Annotated in this window: 20 protein-coding genes; 16 read left to right on the top strand and 4 right to left on the bottom strand. The window is 40.3% G+C overall.

What is annotated here, in order from left to right:
• Positions 1-42: 42 nt before the first annotated feature.
• The 8 genes from QE417_RS14235 (at position 43) to QE417_RS14270 (ending at position 10,436) form a co-directional block, all read left to right on the top strand.
• Positions 43-3,783 carry an AAA domain-containing protein gene (locus QE417_RS14235; protein ID WP_311951076.1) on the top strand — a complete coding sequence of 1,247 codons (3,741 nt, stop codon included), beginning with the start codon at positions 43-45 and terminating at the stop codon, positions 3,781-3,783.
• Positions 3,770-5,113 carry a hypothetical protein gene (locus QE417_RS14240; RefSeq protein ID WP_311951078.1) on the top strand — a complete coding sequence of 448 codons (1,344 nt, stop codon included), beginning with the start codon at positions 3,770-3,772 and terminating at the stop codon, positions 5,111-5,113. The genes QE417_RS14235 and QE417_RS14240 overlap by 14 nt, the downstream gene beginning before the upstream one ends.
• On the top strand, positions 5,094-6,581 hold the full coding sequence (locus tag QE417_RS14245) for a phospholipase D-like domain-containing protein (protein ID WP_311951080.1): 1,488 nt from the start codon (positions 5,094-5,096) through the stop codon (positions 6,579-6,581). The genes QE417_RS14240 and QE417_RS14245 overlap by 20 nt, the downstream gene beginning before the upstream one ends.
• Complete coding sequence (locus QE417_RS14250) at positions 6,571-7,158, top strand: hypothetical protein (protein ID WP_311951082.1); 588 nt, start codon at positions 6,571-6,573, stop codon at positions 7,156-7,158. Before QE417_RS14245 ends, QE417_RS14250 begins: the two co-directional genes overlap by 11 nt.
• The gene (locus tag QE417_RS14255) at positions 7,151-8,254 is read left to right on the top strand and encodes a Card1-like endonuclease domain-containing protein (protein ID WP_311951083.1); all 1,104 of its coding nucleotides are present in this window, start codon (positions 7,151-7,153) and stop codon (positions 8,252-8,254) included. The genes QE417_RS14250 and QE417_RS14255 overlap by 8 nt, the downstream gene beginning before the upstream one ends.
• Before the next feature lie 198 nt (positions 8,255-8,452).
• Positions 8,453-8,743, top strand: a complete 291-nt coding sequence (locus QE417_RS14260; protein WP_311951084.1) for a helix-turn-helix domain-containing protein — start codon at positions 8,453-8,455, stop codon at positions 8,741-8,743.
• 122 nt (positions 8,744-8,865) lie between these two features.
• On the top strand, positions 8,866-9,201 hold the full coding sequence (locus QE417_RS14265; RefSeq protein WP_311951086.1) for a plasmid mobilization protein: 336 nt from the start codon (positions 8,866-8,868) through the stop codon (positions 9,199-9,201).
• The gene (locus QE417_RS14270) at positions 9,198-10,436 is read left to right on the top strand and encodes a relaxase/mobilization nuclease domain-containing protein (RefSeq protein ID WP_311951088.1); all 1,239 of its coding nucleotides are present in this window, start codon (positions 9,198-9,200) and stop codon (positions 10,434-10,436) included. Before QE417_RS14265 ends, QE417_RS14270 begins: the two co-directional genes overlap by 4 nt.
• 146 nt (positions 10,437-10,582) lie before the next feature.
• Here the strand turns inward: QE417_RS14270 and QE417_RS14275 are convergent, their stop codons facing one another.
• Positions 10,583-10,945 carry an RNA recognition motif domain-containing protein gene (locus tag QE417_RS14275; RefSeq protein ID WP_311951089.1) on the bottom strand — a complete coding sequence of 121 codons (363 nt, stop codon included), beginning with the start codon at positions 10,943-10,945 and terminating at the stop codon, positions 10,583-10,585.
• A gap of 426 nt (positions 10,946-11,371) precedes the next feature.
• On the opposite strand from QE417_RS14275, the gene QE417_RS14280 reads away from it, so the two are divergent.
• Entirely contained in the window at positions 11,372-12,292 is a 921-nt protein-coding gene (locus QE417_RS14280) for an ArdC family protein (protein ID WP_311951090.1), read from the top strand.
• 24 nt (positions 12,293-12,316) lie between these two features.
• Here the strand turns inward: QE417_RS14280 and QE417_RS14285 are convergent, their stop codons facing one another.
• Both QE417_RS14285 and QE417_RS14290 read right to left on the bottom strand, forming a co-directional pair.
• Positions 12,317-12,577 (bottom strand): hypothetical protein, encoded by a 261-nt coding sequence (locus tag QE417_RS14285; protein ID WP_311951091.1) that lies wholly within the window; start codon positions 12,575-12,577, stop codon positions 12,317-12,319.
• Between the two features lie 11 nt (positions 12,578-12,588).
• Positions 12,589-12,987 carry a helix-turn-helix domain-containing protein gene (locus QE417_RS14290; RefSeq protein ID WP_311951093.1) on the bottom strand — a complete coding sequence of 133 codons (399 nt, stop codon included), beginning with the start codon at positions 12,985-12,987 and terminating at the stop codon, positions 12,589-12,591.
• Positions 12,988-13,106: 119 nt separating this feature from the next.
• Between QE417_RS14290 and QE417_RS14295 the strand changes: the two genes are divergently transcribed.
• Together QE417_RS14295 and QE417_RS14300 are read left to right on the top strand one after the other, a co-directional pair.
• Complete coding sequence (locus QE417_RS14295; RefSeq protein WP_311951096.1) at positions 13,107-13,763, top strand: hypothetical protein; 657 nt, start codon at positions 13,107-13,109, stop codon at positions 13,761-13,763.
• 12 nt (positions 13,764-13,775) lie between these two features.
• Positions 13,776-14,636, top strand: a complete 861-nt coding sequence (locus QE417_RS14300; RefSeq protein WP_311951097.1) for a HEPN domain-containing protein — start codon at positions 13,776-13,778, stop codon at positions 14,634-14,636.
• Positions 14,637-14,979: 343 nt separating this feature from the next.
• On the opposite strand, the gene QE417_RS14305 is transcribed toward QE417_RS14300, so the two are convergent.
• Positions 14,980-16,065 carry a DUF4365 domain-containing protein gene (locus QE417_RS14305; protein WP_311951098.1) on the bottom strand — a complete coding sequence of 362 codons (1,086 nt, stop codon included), beginning with the start codon at positions 16,063-16,065 and terminating at the stop codon, positions 14,980-14,982.
• Positions 16,066-16,218: 153 nt separating this feature from the next.
• On the opposite strand from QE417_RS14305, the gene QE417_RS14310 reads away from it, so the two are divergent.
• Genes QE417_RS14310 through mads6 form a run of 5 tightly spaced genes read left to right on the top strand, consistent with a single transcriptional unit; the run spans position 16,219 to position 25,545 of the window.
• A complete protein-coding gene (locus QE417_RS14310) occupies positions 16,219-17,196 on the top strand; it encodes a type IV toxin-antitoxin system AbiEi family antitoxin (protein ID WP_311951099.1) in 978 nt (325 codons plus the stop codon).
• Positions 17,186-18,031, top strand: a complete 846-nt coding sequence (locus tag QE417_RS14315; protein ID WP_311951100.1) for a nucleotidyl transferase AbiEii/AbiGii toxin family protein — start codon at positions 17,186-17,188, stop codon at positions 18,029-18,031. Before QE417_RS14310 ends, QE417_RS14315 begins: the two co-directional genes overlap by 11 nt.
• 1 nt (position 18,032) lies before the next feature.
• The gene (mads2, locus tag QE417_RS14320; RefSeq protein ID WP_311951101.1) at positions 18,033-20,063 is read left to right on the top strand and encodes a methylation-associated defense system DNA methyltransferase MAD2; all 2,031 of its coding nucleotides are present in this window, start codon (positions 18,033-18,035) and stop codon (positions 20,061-20,063) included.
• Positions 20,064-20,065: 2 nt separating this feature from the next.
• Positions 20,066-21,418, top strand: a complete 1,353-nt coding sequence (mads5, locus tag QE417_RS14325) for a methylation-associated defense system restriction endonuclease subunit S MAD5 (protein WP_311951102.1) — start codon at positions 20,066-20,068, stop codon at positions 21,416-21,418.
• Positions 21,406-25,545: a methylation-associated defense system protein kinase MAD6 gene (gene mads6, locus QE417_RS14330; protein WP_311951103.1), complete on the top strand. Its 4,140-nt coding sequence runs from the start codon at positions 21,406-21,408 to the stop codon at positions 25,543-25,545. The genes mads5 and mads6 overlap by 13 nt, the downstream gene beginning before the upstream one ends.
• Position 25,546: the final 1 nt, after the last annotated feature.

Consider the following 25,546-nt stretch of genomic DNA (forward strand, 5'->3'; position numbering starts at 1 on the left):
AACATTTATTTCGGAGTTTAATCAAACGTAAGCTATCGCATAATGGATTGGGAGCTATTTAAAGAAAAACATCCGAGAGGTACAATATTTGAACTGAATGTGACCAAAAAGGTGCTACCCGCTTTTCTTTTTTTTAAATTCACGGACCAGATTAGCGGCTCACTCCACATTTCTGAGTTAAACTGGAATTTTGGCCTTTGCCAAGAAGACTTCCGTTCGATCCGGCCTGACCGGCCTTTACAAATCTATGTCAAAGAGTTTAACGACGAACATAAAAAAGTTATTCTGGGACGCAAAATGCTGCACACAAGGCCTTCAGCTTCCATCATTTGGGAACAGCTGGAGTTAAATGAGCCCGTCGATGCGATCGTTTACGAAGAATTTAAGAATAAGCTGACCATTAAACTTGCTTCGGGACTTTATGGCACACTACCGCTTTCGCCGGAAATGAATTGCGAACTCAGGGATAAGATTAAGGTTGTACCCTTATCAAAAGATGACCATTTTGAAGTGATCAATTGCGCGTTGTCGGGCTTTTTCGAGAAGACTAAAGCCAGAGACAAGACCGTGATGAATGATTTTGAAGCGAACCTCGATGAAAGTAATTTTACCAATGCCGAGGATGTCCTGACCAGCTTCGAGCGTTTCAGTACCTCCATTTACTGGAAATTCATGAGTTATGACGAACAGCTCCAGTTACAGGCCAGTTTCCTTAATAACCCTAATTTATTTTCTAGGGCAGATGCTGGGCCGGAACCAATCTATATTGAATTTCCATTTGAAGGTTATGCACTCGATGATCTGATCAACCAAGTCGGCCCTGTACTGTTTCCAGCCGCCGAAGTAGATGTAGCTTCTAATAAAGCCGATTTGTTTATTTTATTAAGCAAGGAGCCCTTTTGGTACAGTCAGTTCTTTCAGGACAGGGTTGCAGCCAATGATGACCGTTTTACCTCCCGTAATTTTTCGTTTTTCAATAACCGCTTATCTATCTACGGTGAGATCTTACATAACAATCGGTTCAGGATAAATTCGATCAAATCCTCTGAACACAAAGATGCGTTACGGGACCGCAGTAAAAATCTGAAAAACAACTACACGATCCTGATCAAAAGGCCCGTGATCTTCTTTGATACTTCCATCAATGCGCCTTTCCAGACCTATAATCCGGAATTTATTTCACGCATTCAGCAGAAGATTCACGGACGGCAACTTTTTGAGCGTTCCCTGACCGCGACGCTGGATCTGCTGAAAGCAGAAGGTAAAGATTTCGGTATATTCCAAGACTTCTTAAAAAACCAAATCTCCGTCGAAACCCGACAGGCCAGCAATACTGAAGTGGAGCTGACCTGTTGCAAACTGAGCGAAAAGCTACAGACCGAATTTATTGACTTTACCGGGAAGGTAGCGGACGACCATCAGTTCAGCATTGATGAGCAGGTCACAATTACCGTAAAATCCTTAAATGCACCGCCCAATTTTTTTACGAGGGGAACCATCACTATGATCAAAGGCAAGGAGATCACCATCACTTGCATGCCGATAGATTTCTCCACCATAAAGGAAGGTTGCTACATTAAAAAGGTATTTAGCACCCGCCAGCACCAGGTTCAGCTCGACGTACTGGAACAGTTTTTCGCCAATAAACTTTCACTGGATGTTTTTTATAAGATTTTCTATGATCAGACAAACATCGCTGCTCCCGAAAACCTGGATATACATTTTTTTAATCAACGTTTGAACGATCCTAGCAATCCACAGCATCTGGCGGTAAAAAAAGCCGTAGGCAACCAAAATATCCTGCTTATCCAGGGGCCGCCCGGAACCGGCAAGACTACAGTAATCACCGAAGTGGTGAAGCAACTGGTCAAAAATAAGGAGCGAGTACTGGTAACCAGCCAGACACATGTAGCCGTGGATAACGTTTTAGAGCGGATTATTGAAGAAAAAGATATCCGTATCGCACGTCTGGGCCAGTCCGAAATGATCTCGGGCTTTGCGGCTCCTTACCTGCTTGATCAGGCCCGAAAGGATTTTGAAAAAGATATTATCGGCGTGGTCGATCTGAAGTTGGAACTCGTCATGCAGTTCCTGGCGGCAGGAACTACAGATAAGCTAGATATGATGTCGACCGGCGATGATGATGCTTCTGCCGGTTGGAAAAAAGGACAGCTGCGGACATTTTTAAACCTGCTTCGATCAAAATCAAGCGAAGAATTAACCAATTTGCTGGATACACTCCAAGACTGGAAAAAGGTGATTACTGCCACTCCTGATCTTTATAACGGACTATTCGTCCAGAACCTCGATGTTGTTTTTGGCACCTGTATCGGCATCGCCACCAATCGTTTATTAGGCGGCAGTGACCTTATGTTCGATACCGTCATCCTTGATGAAGCAGGTAAAGCGAATATCTCGGAAACACTGACCGCGATATCCAAAGCAAAAAAAGTAATCCTGGTAGGTGACCATAAGCAGCTGCCGCCATTCATAGATTCCATTAGCATGGGACAGTTCACACAAAGTTCCAAGCGTTTTCGTGACGGCGAAATCAATGAAGAAGACGTCAAAAAAGCGCTCGGCGGCAGTTTTTTCGAATACCTTCAGAAGGATGGTGTTTTGCCCGAAGAAAATAAATGTATGCTGGCCGTTCAACACCGTATGCATCCCGATATTGGAAATTTCGTTTCTGAATCGTTTTACGATTCCAAACTAGCCAATGGCCCGGCAACCACCGAGAACATTCTCCCCCTACCAGCCCCCTTCGATCAGCAGCTACTGTTTATCGATACTTCTTCTGATAAACAACCCCATGAGACTTCTTATGAAGGTTCGTATTTCAATGGCCTAGAAGCAAACTATATCGCGGATTTTATTATACCGGAATTGCTTAACCATCAGGTCGCGGTTGAACATATGGCTATCGTCAGTCCCTATTCCCTGCAATGCAGGGAAATCAGTAAAATGCTCCGCAAGAAACTACCTGAGCAGGCCGCTTTAATCGAAGTCGCTACCCTGGATTCTTTCCAAGGTCGGGAATATGATGTCATCATTTTCTCTTTTACTCGAAGTTCACCGGCGAGCCGCGTTGGTTTCCTGGATGATGCACGGCGGCTGAATGTCGCTTTTTCAAGGGCGAAAAAGAAGCTGATCTTGATCGGCAACGCCGAAACACTTTGCGACCCTAAAAGTCATTTCGACCGTTACTATGTAAGCCTGTTTAAGCGTTTAAAACAATATAGCGCCCGTTATGGTCGTTTTTACCGCTCGAATGATTTGAAGCAAAAGCCGCCCAAAATAGGCGATGAGGTTCAGGTTACTGTAGTTCGGGTTTACAATTACGGAGTATTGGTGAAATTCGGTGCGAACCAGGGATTGATCTTCAACGACCAGTTATTAATTTTCAAGGAGGAAACTCTCAGTGAAAAATATGGCCTAGATGCAAAATTTAATGCTTGGATTTCCGGGATCAATTCCAAAGGAATAGTTCTGACCACCATTAGCCGACGGCCAAAAGCACCCGTTCGGACGCCGCATCCGTTCGACGCTTTTGCCAAAATGTATCAAACCGGTGATCAGCTGGAAGGAACGATCACAAAAGTGTTTCCCGGTGCCACTAATCAAAGAGTCATCGTGGAGTTCACTTCCGGGGTCGAAGGCATGTTCTACACAACGCTGCAAAATCGCCGGATTACAATCGGTGCAAGCTTGCCCGTAAAGTTAACTAAGATAGATCCTTCCAAAAGATCACTCACCTGTCAACTTGTTTATGAACGGTTTTAACTTAAATAGAGACCTCTTTTATACCGCGTGCCTCGACAAGGGAATGGAGGTCCGGGCGATAGCGGCTATCGAATATCCCTTAATCCATATCCATGCCACTACGCTGGAAACAGCAGATGAGAGTTACGACCAATTTGACCGCTACCTGATCACTGAGGTCGTACGATCAGGTTCCGGAGATATCAGTGAACTGGCCAGCATTACGGGGATAAGCGAACAGGTATTCCGGTTGCGTGGTAAGGTCATGGAAGAAAGAGGTTACTTGCGTTTCAGCTCCGAGCGCTTACTGATTCATACGGAAAAAGCCATTGAATGGATGGAGGCCCCACTGATGGATAGGGCGATCCGCAGAACACGTTCTTTCCTGTTGGACGGTCAAGATCATCAGCCGCTGAAAGCATATTTCTATAAGGACGGCAAAGATTTCATGATCACCGAAGATAAAAAAGACGCCAATGGCAAAAAGATCTTTAATCCTTCGCTAATCCACAATCCGCCATCCGCAGGCCTGAAGGAACGTATTTTAAGCCTTGATCATGATGATCGTGGAAATCACAATATCCCTTTTGCCTTAAAAGATATTGTTGATTACGATTTTCACCTGTGCACGTTTCCCGCAGCAATTGTCATGGGTGTAGGTTCAGACGGCCAGGTCATTAAAGAACTGGTCAACTGCAATGGCTTTTATGCGGAAAGAGAGGCTATGGCACCTTGGGGTATAAAAATCGCCGCCGAAATCAATAACCTGACTGTCCAAATTCTACAAATTCAAAAGGCAGAAGAAGGCGAAAAAACACTTTCATTCCGATCAAGTTGGGGCAGTAATGAACCTGGTGAATCCGTTATCTTTTGCAAACCCGATTTGAATCACCTGTCGGCAATAATCAGCCGACAATACGACATCACTGATCTATCAAAAGACTTGATAAGTTACACGGAAACTTCCATCGAACTGACCGTCACCATGGCGTTATTCCTTCTGCCGGGTTTAAAGAAAAAAGCCATACTGGAAGGTTTGGTGCGCCAGCGAGATTACCTGCTGCAACCGCCCTACATGGGCGTTTGGCTTATTTTTTATAAGGTGATCGCTGGCGATGAAGATATGCAAAGGTTAACGGATCTGTATGCGGTGATTAAAACCGCCCTTCCGATACAACAACTGTTAGATCATTACCTCGGCGATGTTAAAAAGTTGCGAATGGATCTGGTGCTGATCGGAGCCTTTGATTATCTCGAGACCCTAGATATTGACCTGTTTATGTACCATCGGGAAAATAAAACAGAACTACGTTATAAAAATTTTACCTCTAATGGAACGAATAGACAATAGCGGGAATTACCAGGGTGGTTATTTTATCAAAAACGAACTGGTAGAAACGGCTTCGTTCACGGGTGGAGACGGTTTTGTAGTAACCTGCCAACAGGATCGTGGTCTTTTACAGGAAATGATCTATCAGGCGAAAGAAGCCAAGCATTATATCAAGATTTGTTCCTTTATCGTAGATAACAAACAGATTTTTGATGTTTTAATCGACCATTTGAAAAAAGGACAAATCGCCGTATTCGTTTTAACAGCCGTTAATGACCAGAGCATTCAAAGCGACCTGCTGAACGAAGAAGATGATAATGACCTTCGAAAATCACGGCACTTATTATATATCAGTGAATTGGTGCAGGCTGGCGCGCATGTCCGGGCTTCGTACAATGCCCACGCCAAATTCATGATCAGGGACGGAAAAGAAGCTTTATTAATGTCGGCCAACCTCACCGAGCCGTCCCTAAACAATAATGAAAAAAATAATCCGCCTAATGATGAAAGCGGGATCATCCTTTCTGATCCGGAAGAAGTATTTGATTTAGAACAGATCTTTGACGCAGTTTTTCTTTATGGAACAGAATTCAAGAAGTTTATTACCCTGAAGGATAAGAGTCAGCTGATCGATCAAAAAGAGCCGGATATCATCAAACACGATTTCCCCAGCCTGAATGGCAAGGTACTGCTTTCCTATGAACAATATCATAGCTCGATTTATAAGGAAATACTCGCGCATATTGCTCAAGCGCAGCAAATGATCTGCGTTTCAAGTTACAGTGTTGTTGCCCTAGAAAATTTACCCGGCTTCACAGCCGCTATCAAGGATTTTATCGTCCGAGGCGGTCGGGTCATCCTGTTCTGCCGGGCTATGAATCACCGGTCTGACCATCTCAAGGGCTGTAAAATCCTGGCCGATCTCGGGGTGACTATCTATGCGGATATGTTTAATCACTCCAAAGGATTATACAGCGATTTGGAAGAAGGAATAGTCTTTACAGCCAATATCGATGGTAAACACGGACTGATCAATGGTTTTGAGGTGGGTTATAAACTCAAAGCGGGTCACCGCTCCTTTGCTAAGTTTCGGGAATTTACCTTTTATCAGCAGCAGACCGCGCCCTTCATATATAAGGTTAACCCAGCCAAGCAGGAATTAAATGATTTCTATAAGCATTGGTATAAATGCAAACAGGCCAAGCCAATAGCGATCCCGGAAACCCTGGAGATCAAATACCGGGCCGGTGCGATCCTGATACCTAAGTTTATACATTACCTTCAAAGTTATCCAGTGTTCTATTCCAAAACAATTGCCGCTCAAAAGGTATTTTTACAATTTGAAATTTTCGATACCTGTTACGCACTGGAGGAATTGAACGAAAGTACACTGAACCTAATCAAAGAAGTTCCCTTTAAAGAACAGTTTAAGGGAGAAAAATATTTATATTGTTATCAATCCATTAGCCTGGTATCCTATGAACGCTGAACAATTTTCCGACAATATTCAATCTTGGATGGACCTGTCCGGCAGTGGACGTCACGCCGAAGCGGAAAAGTTTTATTATAAAGAACTTTTTGAAGCAGTGATCACTGCTTTTTGTAAAAAGTACACGGGGCGCAAAACTGGCGGTTTGCTGGTTTCATTGCTTGGCTTTAGCCCAGAGCCGGTGATCCTAACTGCATCCTTGCTTCAACCGGCGACGCACCTTATCGTTACCACACCCTTAAAACAAGAGATCGTCCAGGTATTAGAGAAATATTTACAACCCGGTTACCAGCTAGTGATCCTTGAAGATACCAGTTTCAAGACCATTTATAAACGTATTAAAGAATCTTTAAGCGACTTCCCGACCAGTAATATCACTGTGGATATCACTGGTGGTAAGAAGTCCATGGTTGCTGCAGCCGCTATCTTTGCCAAAGATTATGGCAGTGAGATTGTTTATGTAGATTTTGAGGTTTACCTGAAAGAATTGCGAAAACCAAAACCAGGAACAGAGTATCTTAATGTGATCTATGACCCGCTAACCGATCAACCTGAAACTTCTATAATTAATGGCTAAACATCAGATCGCTCTGGTCGGTGGGCAAATCCTGCCGATTTATTTTGGTATCAAGGAATTTGCTCCTGACCATATTCATTTTATCGTATCTGCGGAATCGCAGGGGAAATCAGCTCAGATCAGGCACTTGATAGGCCCAGGCAAAGTTGCCGAGTATACATGCAATCCTTATGAAATCTCCTCTATCAAATCGATCTGCGAAAAAATTATCAGACAAACGATCGCAGGCGATGAGGTACTGTTTAACCTGACCGGCGGAAATAAGGTCATGTTGCTGGCAGCTCAGGCAGTCATGAATGAGCATAGTTTCAAAGGTGTCTATATCAATCAAAATGAAACGGTCCTGCACCTGCCGGAGATGACTGAACAACCATTAAGTTGCACCGTAACTACAGCAGAATTCATTCAATTGACAGGGCACCAGTTCTCTGGGTTTAAAAAAATAACAGATATCTCAACCGAGGATTTCAGGGCGGCAGAAAAGATCAACGACTTTGCAATTTATAATGAAAAAGCCTACCTAAAGATATTACCTGCTGTCTCCCGAAACTTTAAAACTTTTAAGGATGTACCGGTGAAAGGCACACTTGAAATTAATGCAGGTCTGAGTATGAACTGGAGTGAAAAAAATGTCCAGCTAACGCTATTAGGTAAAAACGTTTTGAATGTCACCGCCCCATCTGCCCGCGAATTATTATTCAGGGCGGCTTGGTGGGAACTGATCGTAGCCGAACAGATCAAAAAGTGGGTCAAGGTCAAAGAGCTGCTATTGCATTGTGAACTTCCCTTTAAGGGCGACAAAACTGCTACAAAGAATGAGATTGATATCCTGCTGAATGTTGGCCGTAAAATGATTTTTGTCGAATGTAAATCCGGTGCTGTTAAACAGGAAGATATTAATAAAATGAAAATCGTCAAAGATACCTACGGCGGGTTTATTGCCAAATCCATCTTAGTTTCTCGTTTTACACCGCCGCCTGGCATCATTGAAAAATGCAAAGAGCTAAATGTAGAATTATGTGTGTTGCGGCAGGGGCTTCCGGCAAATACGTTGATTACCGCGCTTGATAAATTGAATAAACGACTAAGTATCTAAAAATTAAATTTTCTTACTTCCGAACTGTTTATAAGTATTTAACATCAATCCGAGTCGGATAAACTCGGAGTATTTTCCAATTCTGTTCATTCAATTTTGTACCAAAGCAATGCATCTGAAATAATGATGCGTCAGGTTAAGCTCATATCTATTTAGTTGGGCTTAACCGATATCAATGGTTTAACAAAATTGAAAGCTATGGCAACAGAGATCATCACCCGGGAAGACCTGGAAGCATTCGGCGAGAAGCTGATGAGCCAGATGAAAGCACTATTGAGCGGAGGTACAGCCGAAGGCGAACCGCGCAAGTGGATCAAGAGCTACCAGGTCAAGAACCTGCTTAAGATCAGCAGTAACACCCTTCAAACGCTTCGTGACAACGGCACGATTCCTTTTACTAAAATCGGCGGTATTCTATTCTATATTATGAGATGGATGCGATTCAAAAAGTCCTGCGGGGTGAAGTACTATCCAAACGTATTCGTTTAGCGAGGTAAGACTGTCTTAACGAAATGGAGCAAGCCATGTTTTCGCTACGCTTAAACGGCTTGCTCCTAACAGGAGCTACATCCAAATAGTGCTCTTTGCACTTCGTTTAAAATCGCAAAATTATGGCAAGACCAGCATTAAGTGAAGAAGAAAGAAGGGTCGTACAGGTCAACATCCGGCTCACCGAGGAGGAAAGCAAAAGGGTTAGTGCGCAGGCCGAAGCCGCAAGCTTGACGCCTGCTAACTGGATACGGCATAAAGTCTTTACCGGCAGGTTCCCGGTGACCAAAGCATCGCCCATCGAGGCGAAGCTTTACCGCGAGTTGCATTACATCGGCAACAACCTGAACCAGGCGGTAAAGCTTTTGCACTCAGGTAAACTCTCACCAGCCTACCTCACGATCCTAATGACCTTACTCAATATCAAGAACGACATACTCAAACGATTGGTGGGATGACAGCAGATCAGGTCAAAGGGAAAGGATTCAAAGGCGCATTGAGCTACAACCTTGCTAAAGTGGCGAAAGGCGTAGCGGAAGTGCTCGCCTCCACCTTCAGCAGGGACGATAACGCACAGGCCATTTTGAAGGAAGTGAACCTGGTGAGAATGCAACGCCCTAATCTGGCCAAATACTTCTACCATACCTCGCTCAACTTCCCGGTCCATGAAGACTTAAAGAACGAGCAGATGAAAGCCATCGCAGGCGATTACTTAACTGCAATGGGATTTGGTGACAACCAGCACATCATCTTCCGGCATTATGATGCCGACCACCCGCACCTGCATATCCTGGTCAACCGTATCGGCTATGATGGCAGCTTGGTATCCGACAGTAACGACTATAAGCGCAGCGAACAGGCGTTGCGACAAATGGAGAAGCAATATGGCTTAACAGAGGTCATCAGCAGCAAGGAGGCCAAAGAACGGGCGATGACCAAGAGCGAGCTGGAAATGATGAAGCGTACGGACGAACCATCGGCCAAGCTCAAATTACAGGTATTGGTTGGGGAGGTTATTGAAAGTAAGCATGATTTGAATATACAGACATTCATCGGCAGGTTGGAAGCCAAAGGCGTAAACGTGATGTTCAATCAGGCCAGTACCGGCTTTGTTAGTGGCATATCGTACGGATATGAAGGATTACAGTTTAAAGGTGCCCACTTAGGCAATGCCTATAAATGGCAGGCCATTAAAACAGGAACAGGTTATGAACAAGAAAGAGATCGCACAGCAATACACGAGGCGAATGTTAGAACAATCGCCCTTAGAGCAGAACGAACAGCCGCAGGAGAAGACAGCAAACGAACCGCAGGCAAACGAACCAAACAGGCAAACGGAAAACGAACAAATGCAGGGCATTCTCAAAATGGTGCAGCTTCTATACCAGAAGGCACAGGAGAACTACAAAAGCAGCTTGAACAAAGAAGCGGAGCGCAGCTTGCTCAAATTGCGGGAAGTGGACACGACGGCAACCAACCTGGCCTTTCAGATCCAAAGGATCGTAACAGCCGCAAAGGATATCAGCAAAGCGCAGAACAAGGTAGGCAGCAGGTGGGTAATCCGTCTTTACCTCATAGCGATCTTATCAGCGATCTGCTCGGCGTTAACGACCCTGGTAGTGGTATGGCTCCTGTGGAACTAACGCAGAACCGCCGCTGGAAGAAAAAGAAGAAGCGCGGGTTATCTCATTAAGGTGAATACTCGTATTGTTCCAGTGAACAAAGGAACAAATGTTCATTTGTTCAAATGCAGAAAGCGAGCTTTGTTCTTTTCTACAAATATTCATTTCTGTAATTCTATAAATGCAGATTTGTACAAAGCTGCATTTGAACAAAAGACTACACCCTTGGCCGTCTCGGCCGTTTATCTCTTTCCGATGCCGGTCGTTCCTCCGGTTTGCCGTATCCCCGTGAGATATTGCTTACCTGTCTACTAAATCTTGGTTTAATTTCCGCCGGTTTGTCCTCACTGATCTTGAACGTAAGCGCCCGTTCGCCCATCATGACACCATCGAGTGCGATAACGGTATTCTCAGCATCGGTAAGGCTTTCCATTTCAATAAAGGCGTAGCCCTTACAGATCCTGGTCTTCTTATCGCGGACGATCTTCATGGTAGCGATATTACCATGCGGGCCGATCAGTTTGGCCAGTTCCATTTCGGTGATCTCTAAGGGAAAACCACTTACAAAAAGTTTGTACATGACATTATAAGGTTAGGTAATTATATTCAATCATTCTATAAAAAGCTTTACAGGTTGGGACAAGTGACTACTTGGTCTAACCTGTAAACCCGGCAATGCCAATTGCCGGTTAGCTGGACATTTTATTAACGACTGCCAGGATAAGTTATTTTCATAGGTAACTGCTCATTCCTACAACTAACACAACAAGCTACATAGCTAGAAGAGCGTAAGCATTAATCATTTGCTGCAAAGTTCGCCCGTCAGTCCGCAAACAGGTGGTTTTAATTTGTTTTTTTTCGGAATCAAGGTCGTATCCAAAAAATGGGTATCCCTCCGTACCTCCGGGAGCCTCCGCATTTTTAGGATCTCCACCTTGCCCTAATTGCGTCCTGCGGGCGGGGTGGCAGCCATAATTAATTTTTTACTCATTAAAACTTTAAGGTTATGGCAGTTACTAAAAATTTCAAGGACACCTATCAGGAAGTAACAGACGCGGTTATCGAGCAAATGGAAAGCGGCAACATCGTATGGCGATGCAGCTGGAACCAGGTCGGCTTCCCAATGAACGTAACGACCGGGATCAGCTACCGGGGCTGGAATGTTTTCTGGCTCAATTTCCACACGATGCTGAAAGGCTATAGCATGCCTTATTACATTACCTTCAAACAGGCGCAGGACTTAGGCGGCACCATTAAGAAAGGTGAGAAAGGCACTAAGATCACCTACTGGGCCAGCATTAAGGTTAAGGGACAAAATGATGAAGCAGCAGAGCAACCAACTGACGGTGACAACGCAGTACAACAAACCAGGATGGTGCCCAAGATACATACCGTGTTTAACATCGACCAGACGGAGGGTATAGACTTTCCAAAGGTCGAAGCCTTGTTCAGGTCTGATGCTGAGAAGATAGCCGCCTGTGAGCAGATCATTGAAGACATGCCGAATAGGCCGCAATTGAACCTGAATGGCCAGTACCCGGTCTATTACCCGCTGAAGGATATGGTGGCCGTACCGGACATCGCCCAGTTTGACAGCAGCGAGGAATACTATTGTGCCCTGTTTCACGAACTGGCGCATAGTACAGGGCATGAAAGCCGTTTAAGCCGTAAGGAGATCACCCAGCCGAACAAATATGGCAGTGAGCCTTATTCCAGGGAAGAGCTTACAGCAGAACTGACCGCTGCATTCCTATGTGCCATTACCGGTATACAGCAGCAAACCATTCAGAACAGTGCGGCTTACCTGAAAGGCTGGCTAAAAGCGTTGAAGAATGACAAGACCTTAATCTTGAAAGCCGCAGGACAGGCGCAGAAAGCGGCTGATTACATCATGGCTGTGGTTCACGAGCCGGAACCAGCCGGTTAAAAGAAGAGCCCTTACGGGCTTTTTTTATTTTCTGGTCATTTCGATCTCTACATGCTGGTCACTGTATTCAAAAAGGAATTTTCCGCTTTCCTTAGCTTCTGTTTCGTAATCCAGCTCTTTAGCCAAAGCCAGAAACGCAGGTTCTTCCAAATACCATTTCAAATGAAAGCCGGGGGATAGCATATAGCCGCCGAGGTGGTAAGGATTAATAGGTTTAGAGTCACCATCACTTTGATCCTGTTGGCTCCAGTAATCAAGAAACTCAAATAACTCTGCCTTGCTCATGTTTTGATGCTTTATTCGTTCTTGCCTTTTAAAAGGTCGTTTTTCTCTTTTTCCGCCTGAAGCAAGCGTTCAAGCAACACTACTTTCTCGTTATATAATTCAACGATCTTATCGATTGGATTAAATGTACAATGATAATTACCAAACGCACCATGATTTACACTGCTATCATTAAATGTGTTAAAATAATTCACAACGGCTTCATCACTGAAATTCTTAATGGCTTCGGAGGTTACGCCTAAATACTTCGCAATCTTCTCTAATACTTCATCCTCAAGCTTTTCGCTTTTCTCAATGTTAGAGATCGTTTGCTGACTAACTCCAAGCTCCATTGCAAGAGCTTCTTGTTTAATTCCTTTGATCTCCCGTATTCTCGCAATCTTACGTCCGATATGTAATGTCTCTGCCATGTTCCAAAGGTATAGTTTGTAAGTAAATGTACAAAACAAGCATCACATTGTAAACCACAAACAGTTCTAGTTCGGTACAATTCCGTTCGGCTTTTCCTTTGAGAAAAAAGGAGGCGAGCATGAAACACGACGAACATCTAACCTGGCATTACTATCCGCTGCACCTGACCAGGAAAGAGATCATGGACCCAATGCTGGTCATAGCCGAGTTCTTCGGCTATACCTGGCTGAACGTCCATCTGAAAATTCTAAAGAAATGGCGTAAGAAGGTATTGGGCGATTCTTATTACAAAGGCAGGAACGGTAGCCCGACCACACTGCTTCATATCTACGAGCTAAATGTACGGCTTATTGAAGCGGCATTCATCCTGAATAGCAGCCCGCAGTTCCATGAGCGGTACAAGGTTCACTCAGACGTTTCTGAAAAGCAGATCACATTGGAAAGAGAGCAATGGCGGAACTATCCGGTAAGATTGAACAGTAAACAGCTAAGCAACCCCATAAAGGTTATCAAAAAATTCTGTGACACCTATACAATGCCCCAGTACCGTGATCACTTATATGAATGGCTGCATTACGGCTTGTCGGTTAGTGCCTGTGACGAGTTCATTGAAGCCGTAGACCTCATCCAAGTTTATGAGAACCTGCAATTGCTCTATGAAGCATGCTGGATGTTGCACATGCGGCATAAATCCCCTGTGTACCTAGGTGCCGAGGTGCAAGTGCCTGCGCCTAAAGATGAACAACAATCACCAAACGAATCGCAAACCATTTAAATAATAACACATATGACACACTTAACCGAAACACCGACCAAACGTTATCTCCCCGGCTTTACTGCGCTTGATGAGACCATAACTGTTGAAACATCCAAGCTAATTTCACAGCTTTTAGCAAAATTTAAAAAGAAGCTAACGACCTGCGAAGCAGTGTTCTTCTTAGGCACCTTAAAGCGGGAAAAACCTGTTCTATATTTTCTCCTCATCACATCCAATCATGAAGAAAGAAACAGTTTTTGCCTGAACAGCATGGTCGAGGAATCATGCAGGAATATTGCACCAGTAACCGTATTTGTACATAATGCTAATATGATTATCAGTGCTGTGAATGGCGGAAACTACTTCTTTAGCAGTATTCTTCTACACAAGAAGCTTGTCTATCTGTCCGGTAATTTGATCTTACCTGTTCCTACGAGTATGAACTACGTAGCGCTCATCGAGAAAGCTGTTAAGATATGGGAACGCTGGGACAATATGTCAACCGACTTCTTATCAGGAGCCAGCTTTTATCTGGAACAGAAGAACTACCGCTTAGCCTTGTTCCTGTTGCACCAATCAACGGAATGCGTTTTAAAAGCGATTAACAGAGCTATTACCGGATACCGTATCGAAGTGCATAACCTGTCCCGGCTGTTAGTCATCAGCACCCTCTACAGCGATAATCTGACAGAGGTATTCCCAATGAAGACGGAAAACGGTGTTATGGAATTTGACCTGCTTAAACGGGCGTACAATGAAGCAAGGTACAAAGATGAGTTTGAGCCGGAAGAAGCGCAGGTGAAAACGCTGTTTGGTCATGTGCAAAGATTGCAGGAAGAAGCCGAGCGGCTTTACCTGACACATCTCAACATGCTGGACAGCGCAATGTAAGTGAAGTGTATAGTGCATTACGACTAATCGTTGCGGCCAAGGTCTTTGTTACACTAAGCGCTAACGCGCTAGGTTTCACTCTGACCTATGCCTCTTTTAAATAGGTAAACCGTTTTCCGTTATCCTGCAAACCGTTTACTAAGACAATTATATAGAAGTGAGCCACTGCACCGCCACAACAAAGATACCATCGCAGGAAAACAGTCAAGGTTATACAAGCGGTGCAGTTTTGTTTGTTTTGGCTTGCACCGACCTTGACAGTTTTCCAGCTTGCTGCTGCCCGGTTGTTTAAGCGTTGCAATGGCTTGGTGTGTGCTAATATTTATATTTAAAGTAAAGGCATTTATCCAATTGGTAACAGCTCATTATTTTTTATGCTCTCCACTAGTCCTATCAAAGCTTCGTCTTCTTCCCCAAATGCAAATTTTTCAAAATACATACTGGCTGAATCGAGTACATCAGTTGTTGATTTATATTTAGCTACGTGCATGTACAACCAAAAGCAAAAATTGCGTTTGTCATCGTCTATATTTGAATTAAGGGCTATATTACATAAAACATCATCCACGTTCTTATTGAAATTCATTACCTGGTAAACCAAGTAACTAAAGCTGCCTTTATTAACACCTTTCTCCATATATGGTAAGGTAAGTTCGATTTCTGTCTGAAGAAAATATTTAGTCATCAACGACTTTATAATTTCTTGCAATTCATTAGTAGGGTATAGTTTAATATTACTTGAATGCCAAAAAACGTTGGGGTTTTCAGCATAGTTGCTTAATAATCCTAATATGGCAGTTCTGATCCCTTTCTCTGATATATTGGCGAAACTGGTAATAATGTAATACCATGTAGAAGCGTTATTTCTATAATTGGCATAAAGGGATTTCAAACCTTCGTAACATTTTTCAGGCTGATCTAAGCCAGCAAACCATTCCAAACTCCTTCCATAATTTTCGTAACCGGTTAACTTTTCTTTGAATGCAAAGCAATATCTAGTAAAATCAAAAAAAGTTTGGCCGCAAAATTCATTTTCTGCATTTATTCTTATTTCGTGGGTTTTTTGGTTTAAGATGTGTGGATTCGAGTTTATATATTCCTTTATATCCACCCAAAAAGCTTTATTGAGTTCAGGATCATACACAATCCCAATATTAAGATTTAGGCCTTCATACCAATAGTTTATATGATCTCTATTGGCAGGGATTTTATATCCTCTGTTATCCTTATAGCTTTGTCCGCTTTTGATTTGTGCAAATACACCATAATTTGTGGCTATCCCATCAGTCACAAATTCAATATAACAATCATTACCCTGGTCGTTATCTCTATCAATTTTTTGAATAATTGAATTACTGTCCTGCACTACAGCTTCAACATAACGAATACCCTGTTGCTCAATTTGCGTGTTAGGATTCCGGATGGTCATATTCAAAGTTAAAAAACAATCTAACTAATAGTCAGCCCGCTGGCTCATTCCTTTAGGATTAGTATGTATTAATAATATCAAATAATTTGTTTATTTAAAATCGTTCATTACATTTGAGTGTTCATTGTCACTGAACAGCCAATTTTAATGAACATGAGTAGAAGTAATGATTTCATTTACGAGGCAGTAACTAAACTGGAAAGTCTTATTAATACTACCATTGAATTAGACAGTAAGCGTAAGGAATACGATGCCGCAATTACTGTTAATGAAAATAGATTAAACGTAATTGCAAAGTCCGCTATAAGAGATTCTAATATTGGAATCGTCCTAACACCCTTTGTGAATCAAGGTGATAAGGAAAAATCTTCAATTCTTTTAGTGGCTAAATACATTTCAAAAAGTTCAGCACAATTATTAAAGGATAATAACTTGAATTACCTGGACGCATCAGGAAATGCATACATTAAAATTAATGAACTTTTTATTTTTATCGAGGGGCAAAAGGCAGATAAATATGACAAGGATCAATCAAGAGCATTTCAAGAAGCCGGTTTAAAATTGATACTATTATTAATTTCTAAACCTGAAAGCTTAACATACTCATACCGCGAATTATCAGAAAAAACAGATATTTCAATAGGGTCAGTGAGCAATATCTTTAATGAATTGGAAGAACTCAAGTTTGTTTTAAGAACCAAACAAAAAAGGATTATCAAGAATAAAACGGAGCTAATTGAAAGATGGGTTATTGCCTACAATGAAGTATTGAAACCGAGAATTCTAAGAAAGCGAATGAAGTTTTTGCAGAACAATGATTTTAACGCCCTTAAAAATTCAGCCAAAAAGGAAAGCATTGTGTGGGGAGGTGAACCTGCTGCCGCAATTATCACGAAAAATCTTCGTCCTGAACAATTTATTCTTTACAGTAATGATGAATTGAGTTCACTGTCTAAAACCTTTAAGCTAACTCCGAATACAAGCGGAAATTTAGAAGTCTGTGAAATGTTCTGGAAGTTCGAGAATGAAACTGTAACTGCTCCCCCGTTGGTCGTTTATGCCGATTTAATTAGCAGTGGTTTTGAGAGAAATATTGAAATGGCCAAAATAATTTTAGAGAATGAGCTATAAAATTAACAGTGATAAACTGGCTCATCCACTATTGAAGCCGATTTTACAAGAACTCGATAGCTACTTTAATGCTTTGAAAATTCAATTCTTTGTCATAGGTGCTACAGCGCGAGATATTGTAATGGAAATTCACAATGAGAAATCAGGAAGACTAACGCATGATTTAGATATTGCTATTGCAATAAATGATTGGGTCCAATATGCAGAAGTGGAAAAAGGGATAATTACACTCGAACATTTTGAAAAAGATAAAAAGCAAAAACAAAGATTTATTTATAAGGAAAACTTCCAACTTGATATAGTTCCATTTGGGGATATTATGAAGGAAAATGATAAAATTTTCTGGCCGCCGGATGAACAAATAGCAATGAGTGTCTTAGGTTTTCCAGAAGTTAGAGACGAATTGATTCAAGTTCAAATTGATGAGGAATTTGAAATCAATATCATATCTCTGGCAGGCATTTTTATTTTAAAAATTGTCGCTTGGCGAGACAGGCATAATAAAGGAAACAAGGACGCCGACGATATCGGCTTTATTCTTATTAATTATCTCGGGATATATGAGGAAAAAGCCCTTGAAAAATACGATGAGATTTATGAAACAGACGACTTTTCAACGATCACTGCTGGCGCTAAGCTTTTAGGTGATGATCTATATGACATCCTAAAAATAAACGGTAAAACAAAAGATGCTATAACCCAGATACTGAAAGAACAATACAAAAAAGCAGAAGAAAGCGAGCTAATTAATCAAATACTCGAAACTAATAGAATGTTGCGGTATGAAGAAGTAATTAATTGCCTAAACACCTTAATAACAAAATTAGAAAAATAACATGGCCAAAGAAATAGTTGATCAAGAAGATATATCGTTAGAAGACAATCAGTTAGTATGCGTTATTACCGGCGAGATAAAAAAAGTCAAAGCTCAAGAAGTAAATTTACAATCTGTCGCCCTCATGCTAAATGAAGAATACGGTTTCGACTTAGCAGATATGGAGCGCGATTTTAAAATAGAATATACAGATCCAGATACAAGTAAGCAAAAAAAGCAGAAGGTCGAGCTTGTTGTATTTGAACAAGGTAAGCCTCATGAACAAGAATTCATTTCCCGCATTTGTATTATCCATGATGATAAAGTGAAAGATACAGATAAAACAAAAGGATTAGCAGCCACTTTAGAAAACGCAATGGGAGCGGTAGAAAGTTGTGAATTCGGTTTATGGGCCAACGGTTCTAGCTACCATTTTTTACAGAAAGAAGAAGATGCATTAGGTTTTGACTCAGAATTCACTGATTTATCAGATTTCCCTGGTGAAGGTGAAACTTTAGAAGACTTAGATAGAGCCGACCGTTCAAGTAGTAGAAAACCTGCTAATGATTCTTTGATTAAAGTATTTAAGCGTTCGCATGATTATATTTATGGTAATGAAGGTCGAAAAAAAGATGCTTTTTGGCAATTGCTTTATCTGATCTTTTGTAAACTTTACGATGAAAAAAGGAAATTTATTCCTTCTGAAGATAGCTACCGTAGAAAATTTTGGGTAGGAGTTAAAGAGAAAAATACTGCTGAAGGGTGTAAAAAAGTCGCTGACCGCATTAAAAGTCTTTTTAAAGAATTAAAAGATGACAGGATATTTTCAGAAGTTTTCTCTGGTAGTGAAGAAATAGAACTACGAGACAAAGGCTTAGCCTTTATCGCTAGCGATTTAGCAAAATATTCATTTCTCGATGCCTCAATAGATGTCAAAGGAACGGCTTATGAAACTATTGTAAGTAACACTTTGAAGCAAGAAGCCGGTCAATTTTTCACACCAAGAAATATTGTAAAGGCAATGGTGGAAATGTTAAACCCGAGTGAACATGATCGCGTTTTAGATCCTGCCTGTGGTTCTGGTGGATTTTTAGTAATGGTATTAGATCATGTGCGGAAACAAATTGCCAAAGAGTTATATCCCGATTTAGAGGGACCTTTGCTAACAGAAAAATTTAGTTCATTTGAGGTAAACGAACGGGTACGACAATATGCTGAAAATAGCATATTCGGCTTTGATTTTGATCCAGACTTAAAAAAAGCTGCGCGTATGAATATGGTAATGGCTGGTGACGGACACGCAAATATTTTCCATGTTAACTCCTTAGAGTATCCAAACTGGGAACATCCCGATGAAATTGCAAAAATAAATAACGCAGTAAATCGCAGCTTAATGGCTATGAAAGACATCGCAACTACTAATGGAATTGACGCGCGTGAGAAATTCGACATAATTTTTACAAACCCACCATTTGGTGCTAAAGTAAAGGTTGAACGCAGTATTATTTACAAAGAAGACGGTACCCTTAATTATAAACTTGGGCAATATAGTGACGCTCCAGAGGTGTTATTTATAGAAGCATGCTATAACTTTCTAAAGCCAGGTGGTAAAATGGCAATAGTATTACCAGACGGAATTTTGGGCAACCCCAATACAGAAAAAGTTAGGGAATGGATTTTAGAAAAGTTTAAAATATTGGGTTCTATAGATCTTGCAGTGGAAGCTTTCCTCCCTCAAGTAGGTGTTCAAGCATCTTTATTATTTCTCCAAAAGAAAACTGAAATTGAACGACAGCTGGCTCAGGATTCCGAACAGGAATACGATGTGTTCATGGCAATTGCAGAAAAGCTAGGTAAAGACCGTAGAGGAAATCCAATTTATTTACGCGATGAAGATGGATTGGAGTTACTTTTTGATACCGAAACTAAATATATAGTAAATAAAAAGAATGGCCAGAAAGAAGTTAAGACGCGAAGAGAGAAATTAAAACAACTTGATGACGATCTTCCTAAAATAGTTGAGGAGTTTTTTAACTTTTTAAAAGAAAAATAAAAATGAAAACTGTCATAATCAAAAATAGTTGGTTTAATGATTCAGACCTAAGATTAGATGCGTCATATCATCTTAGCGATGGCCCTTTGACAAAATTATTACTTAGAAATTCCCCTTACGAGCTTACTACATTAGCCGCCGAAAGCGAAAGGATATTTTCAGGGAATATTTTTAAAAGATCATATGTTGAAGGGGATAAGTATGGGTGGCCTTACTTAACAGGTTCAGACATGGTCAAAGCAGATATAGACAGCGGAAAATTTATTTCAAAAAAATATACAACGCAATCCGATAATCTGTTGATTCATAAAGATTGGATTCTTATTTCATGTTCAGGCACTTTAGGAAATTGTGTATTTACAAACAATGATTTTGAAGGAAGAATTGGCACTCATGATCTAATAAGAATAATTCCTAATGAGAGGAAATTATTAAGGGGCTATTTGTATGCATATCTTTCGTCAAAATACGGCTATGGTTTATTGACCCAATTCAGCTATGGCGGAGTAGTAAAACACATTGAACCCCACCACATTCAAGATTTGCCAATTCCAATCCTGCCAACTGCAAAAATTCAAGAAATACACGATTTAATTATCGAATCAGCAAATTCAAGGGTTAAGGCAAATAGATATCTAAAAGATGCTCAAAGTTTAGTGGTGAATGCTATTAAATTTAAAAAAAGAAGAGTATCATGTGCTGTTTCCTTTAAAACCATATCAAAATCACACCAAAAGAGATTTGAAGCTCAATATTTCACTTCAATAGGATATGACATTAGGGAGCATATTAAATCTGGGAAATTTAAATATTTGAAGGATATTTCAAAGCGCATTTTTCGTCCAGGAATTTTTAAAAGACACTACGTAAAAAATGGCATTGAATTTCTTGGTGGGTCTGATATAGTGAAAAATATACCAAAGAGTGAAAAAAAACTATCAATTGCGCAAACTAAACACCTGAACGAAATGAAAATTTTGGAAAATTGGATTTTAGTTACTTGTGGCGGTACAATTGGCCATTCAGTATTGGTAAACAAATATCTAGCGGGGAAAACAGCATCGCAACATATATTACGAGTGGATTCAGATACTATAAAAAATGGATATTTATATGCTTTTATGTCCTCCCATTTAGGTTTGAAAGCAATTCAAAGTTTTACTTACGGATCAGTTATTCCGCAAATAGAACCCCATCACTTAGGTTTACTACCAATTCCATTATTAGATGAGCATATCATGGATAATGCACATGAGTTAGTAATGGAATATAAAAAATTTATTTCGGCAGCAATTGAAAAAGAGCTAAAAGCCATCGACCTCGTAGAAAAAGAAATTGAATCATGGCAAATATAATTAAACCTCCTTACTTCGATTCGGTTGTAAATGCTGGCGAAAAGCGTCTATTAGATTTTTTGGGAGTTAATCTTCCAGATTCTTTCTATCTAATACCAAATGTTGAAATCGCATCTACCAATCCTCGTAATAACCGCACTCAATATTGGGAGTATGATATCATTGTTGTATCGCCCCATGCAATTTATAATATTGAAAATAAAGATTGGAAAGGCCGAATTGAAGGGGACGATAATTATTGGTATGTAAATGATAAACAACGAAACAACCCTTTAAAAACGGGGCGACAAAAAACGGCGATTCTAGCATCTAAGTTGAAAGAGCATAACATAACCTGGGGTAAAACTTGGGTACAAAATATGGTTACCCTTTCCTACTCTAATACTTATGAACCCTCTCTTTGGCAAGAGGCGGGCAAGTTAACTTTTCAACTTAACGAGAAACTAATTAATTACCTGAAAGACCCTCATCAAGTTGGCCAATTAACCGGGGATATTTCATCAATCCAAAATGAATTAGTTCATTTTTTAACTGGTAAACAAAGCCAGAAACTACCTACTGAAAAACGTGAAGTCGAGGGTTATGAAATAATCGAAGTCCTGCACCAAGAAAGCAATTATGCTGAATATTTAGTTAAACCTAAAGGCATAGTATCATCAATCAAAAAAAGGATTAAAGAGTATGCTTTGCAGATCAGTGGTTTGAATGCTGAAGAGTTAAAAGAGCGCGAAAACCAGATTAACAACCAATATAAAGCACTAAATAGAATAAAGGCTAAGCCTTTTATTTTGAATGTTGAATTTCGGGTTGATGAAGAAAATCATCTGTTTTATGAAATTTCGGATTATTTAGATGAAAATTCTCTTAAAGCTGAAATGCGCTCAAAAACTTTCACATTTCAGGAAAAAATAAATATCATCCGCAATGTGATGGCGGCGTTAAAAGAAGCACATAAAGAGAACGTCTTCCACAGGGATATAAATCCTGAAAATATCTTTATGACTGGTGGATACGCTTATTTAGGGAATTTTGGGAAATCATATTTTTCAGATGAATCAAGGCAAGGTTACACGGTAATGCCAACTATCAGTGAAAGTAATGCTACTGCTTATCATCCTTTAGAACTTACAGTTGGCGACGCATCACGGGCCTCTGACATTTATTCGCTCGGTGTGTTGATATATTGGCTATTTACAGGTGTTGAGCCGGTTAAAAACCCATTTGAACTTAACAATTTATCTGGTAAACTACCTGAAGACCGGTTACCATCGAAAGTTAATAGCGCACTTCCAAAATGGTTAGATGAACTTTGCAATAAAACTATATTGATTGATGAAAGCCTGCGCTATGATAATATTGATGAATTAGAAGATTTCTTTAATAAAGCGTTAAAGGGCAATACATCGACTGCGCCTGAAAGTAAAATCACCCCTCCAAGTGTTCCGAGTGTAGATTCTTATGATTTAAAAGAGGGAGATTCGTTTGAACGTGTTTTTCTGATTCAGAAAGTGTTGGGTAAGGGAGGATATTCCAAAGTATTTAAAGTTCACCAGCAATTGCAAGGGGAATCTTTTACTCTTAAACTATTTCATGAAAGCGTAAATGCACAATCAGTTATCGATGAATTCAAGGCTTTAAAAAGCTTAAATCATCCGAACATTGTTAAGTTCGTAACTAACGGAAAGTCAAGTGATGGACAATTTTATACCATCATGGAGTATTTAGAGGGTGAAAATCTTAGTATCTATACCCGTACTGATGCTAGGCTACCAATTAAAAGGGTATATGAGGTAGCCAAAGAGATTCTAAGTGCATTGGTGGCCATGCAATCGCTTGACAAACCAATACTCCACAGAGATGTAAAACCACAGAACATCGTATGGGATAACGAAAAGAGGTTTGTTCTGATCGATTTTAATGTTGCTTCTTTTGCCGATGATAATAATGATTTTGTAGGTACAAATCCATATTTGGCACCAGACCTAATTATTGATGGAACAAAAATTAAATGGAACACCTCCGCCGATACTTTTGCATTAGGTATCACACTTTACGAATTATTATGCAAACAATATCCCTGGGCTCCTGGGAAGATGCCGATTTTGAGTAAAGAACCAATTCATCCAAAACAAATTGAAGAACGTCTATCGAACGATTTTGCAGAGTTTATATTAAAGGCCATAAACCCCAAATCGGAAAATAGGTTTGCCTCCGCGATAGACATGCTAAACGCCCTTGTTGCCATTGGGGAAGATGGAATATTGGAAAGCAAAAAAGAGCAGGTTGATCCCCAAATCGAAACGGCAGAACAGGAAGATTTTGTAAAGTATATCAATTCGTTATTTAGCCAATCAAAGCGTGGTAATTCCGGTACCAGAGCAAATTTCAATACTAGTATATTCGATCAACTAACTTATACTCCAACGAAATTAGATAAATACCTCATCCCGGCGGTGTTGGATGGGCAATTTAAATTGCTGATCATAACCGGAAATGCCGGTGATGGGAAAACGGCTTTTATTAGAAAAATTGAAGACGATCTAAATATTGCACAACTTGAACGCTTTTCACACAAAAACGGAGCGCGTTTTAAAATAAACGGTGTGAATTTCGAGAGTAATTATGATGGTTCACAAGACGAAGAAGAAAGAGCAAATAATGATGTATTGGAATCTTTTTTCCAGCCTTTTGAAAATTTAATTAATTACAATAACTCCAGTGAGGGTCGAATCATTGCTATAAATGAAGGACGACTAGTTGAATTTTTAAAAACTACAGCCAAACACAGGAAGCTGCACGATAATATCGAAAACTACTTTTATAATGAAGGTCATCATGATCTTCCTGAAGGTTTGATGATTATCAATCTCAATCTGAGGTCAATTGCTGCAACTGACATAAACGAGCCAAGTTTGTTTAGGCAGCAGATTAAGGCGTTGACTAAAAAAGAACTCTGGAAAAAATGTGATGGATGTTCTTTAGCAAACCAATGTTTTATAAAATACAATGTAGAAACCTTTAATGATTCAGCCACAGGCGAAGAAGTCATAACTAGGATGGAATGGCTCCTAAGAACTGCTAGCCTAAAACGGGAACTGCACGTTACTATGCGTGATTTGCGTTCCTTTATTTCCTTCACGTTAACCCGTGATTATGATTGCGGCGATATCGAAAAGTTATATAAAGAAACTGAGAAATCACCTGAAGAATTTTGGCAGCATTATTATTTTAACATCACAAATCCAATGGTTGAAGATAATGGCAATCAGGACCGTTTGATAAAGTTGTTACGAGAAACTGATATTGGGGAAGTAGCGATACCAGATTTAGATCGAGACCTATTTTTTGGTAAACAACATACCAAATCATACTTGGAGTTTGCAGAAAGGGAAATTAACCTTATAGATGTGTTTAATTCAATTGAACGAATTAAGCCTACCTATGAACAGGATAACACCGAAGTTTCAAGAATTAAAAACATTCAAAAGAATTTTGTGCGGCACCAATATTTTGAAGGTAAGGCGGAATTATTGAGCATTAGCAATAATACACAGCCAAATAATGATCAGGTATCACAAATGCCTTCCTACTTATTACGTTTGCCATATCATTCTGTCTTTAAGTTTGTGAAAGTACTTGATGAAGGTGATAGTGAAAATCAGACAAAAACCAGTATTTCCAGAGCAATCTCTTTGAATGAGGGGTGTGATAATCCTGCAATCGACAAGGACTATCTTATTTTATCATCAACTGAAATTAATGATCCTTTCAGTAAGTCTTTTAGACTGTTTAGCTTAGAGGATTTTGAATTATTCGTGAATAAAACGGGGCATTTGGTAAAATATCTAGAGTATGAACCGGATAGCTTAACATTCAGGCACAAAGACCAAAAACACATTCGGTTAACGATAAGTCTGGATCTTTATGAAATGCTATACTTCATTCAGCACGGCTTCAGCCCATCTCTCAATGATTTAAGAGGCAAATTTGTTGAACTGATCATATTTAAAAATCTTTTGGAAAACCTCAATTACAATGAAGTTGTGGTTACCAGAGACAATCTTGAGTTTTTCAAAATTAAGAAGGACGAACAGAGCCGTTTACATTTACAATCAATGGAAGTATAGA

Origin of the sequence: Mucilaginibacter terrae, assembly GCF_031951985.1 — a bacterium.
Lineage (GTDB): Bacteria > Bacteroidota > Bacteroidia > Sphingobacteriales > Sphingobacteriaceae > Mucilaginibacter > Mucilaginibacter terrae_A.

Coding starts and splice junctions, on each gene's coding strand:
- QE417_RS14275 (WP_311951089.1), bottom strand. CDS start 10,945: ATGTACAAACTTTTTGTAAGTGGTTTTCCCTTAGAGATCACCGAAATG.
- QE417_RS14290 (WP_311951093.1), bottom strand. CDS start 12,987: ATGGCAGAGACATTACATATCGGACGTAAGATTGCGAGAATACGGGAG.
- QE417_RS14295 (WP_311951096.1), top strand. CDS start 13,107: ATGAAACACGACGAACATCTAACCTGGCATTACTATCCGCTGCACCTG.
- mads6 (WP_311951103.1), top strand. CDS start 21,406: ATGGCAAATATAATTAAACCTCCTTACTTCGATTCGGTTGTAAATGCT.
- mads2 (WP_311951101.1), top strand. CDS start 18,033: ATGGCCAAAGAAATAGTTGATCAAGAAGATATATCGTTAGAAGACAAT.
- QE417_RS14300 (WP_311951097.1), top strand. CDS start 13,776: ATGACACACTTAACCGAAACACCGACCAAACGTTATCTCCCCGGCTTT.
- QE417_RS14245 (WP_311951080.1), top strand. CDS start 5,094: ATGGAACGAATAGACAATAGCGGGAATTACCAGGGTGGTTATTTTATC.
- QE417_RS14250 (WP_311951082.1), top strand. CDS start 6,571: ATGAACGCTGAACAATTTTCCGACAATATTCAATCTTGGATGGACCTG.
- QE417_RS14240 (WP_311951078.1), top strand. CDS start 3,770: ATGAACGGTTTTAACTTAAATAGAGACCTCTTTTATACCGCGTGCCTC.
- QE417_RS14305 (WP_311951098.1), bottom strand. CDS start 16,065: ATGACCATCCGGAATCCTAACACGCAAATTGAGCAACAGGGTATTCGT.
- QE417_RS14235 (WP_311951076.1), top strand. CDS start 43: ATGGATTGGGAGCTATTTAAAGAAAAACATCCGAGAGGTACAATATTT.
- QE417_RS14315 (WP_311951100.1), top strand. CDS start 17,186: ATGAGCTATAAAATTAACAGTGATAAACTGGCTCATCCACTATTGAAG.
- QE417_RS14260 (WP_311951084.1), top strand. CDS start 8,453: ATGGCAACAGAGATCATCACCCGGGAAGACCTGGAAGCATTCGGCGAG.
- mads5 (WP_311951102.1), top strand. CDS start 20,066: ATGAAAACTGTCATAATCAAAAATAGTTGGTTTAATGATTCAGACCTA.
- QE417_RS14255 (WP_311951083.1), top strand. CDS start 7,151: ATGGCTAAACATCAGATCGCTCTGGTCGGTGGGCAAATCCTGCCGATT.
- QE417_RS14285 (WP_311951091.1), bottom strand. CDS start 12,577: ATGAGCAAGGCAGAGTTATTTGAGTTTCTTGATTACTGGAGCCAACAG.
- QE417_RS14265 (WP_311951086.1), top strand. CDS start 8,866: ATGGCAAGACCAGCATTAAGTGAAGAAGAAAGAAGGGTCGTACAGGTC.
- QE417_RS14310 (WP_311951099.1), top strand. CDS start 16,219: ATGAGTAGAAGTAATGATTTCATTTACGAGGCAGTAACTAAACTGGAA.
- QE417_RS14270 (WP_311951088.1), top strand. CDS start 9,198: ATGACAGCAGATCAGGTCAAAGGGAAAGGATTCAAAGGCGCATTGAGC.
- QE417_RS14280 (WP_311951090.1), top strand. CDS start 11,372: ATGGCAGTTACTAAAAATTTCAAGGACACCTATCAGGAAGTAACAGAC.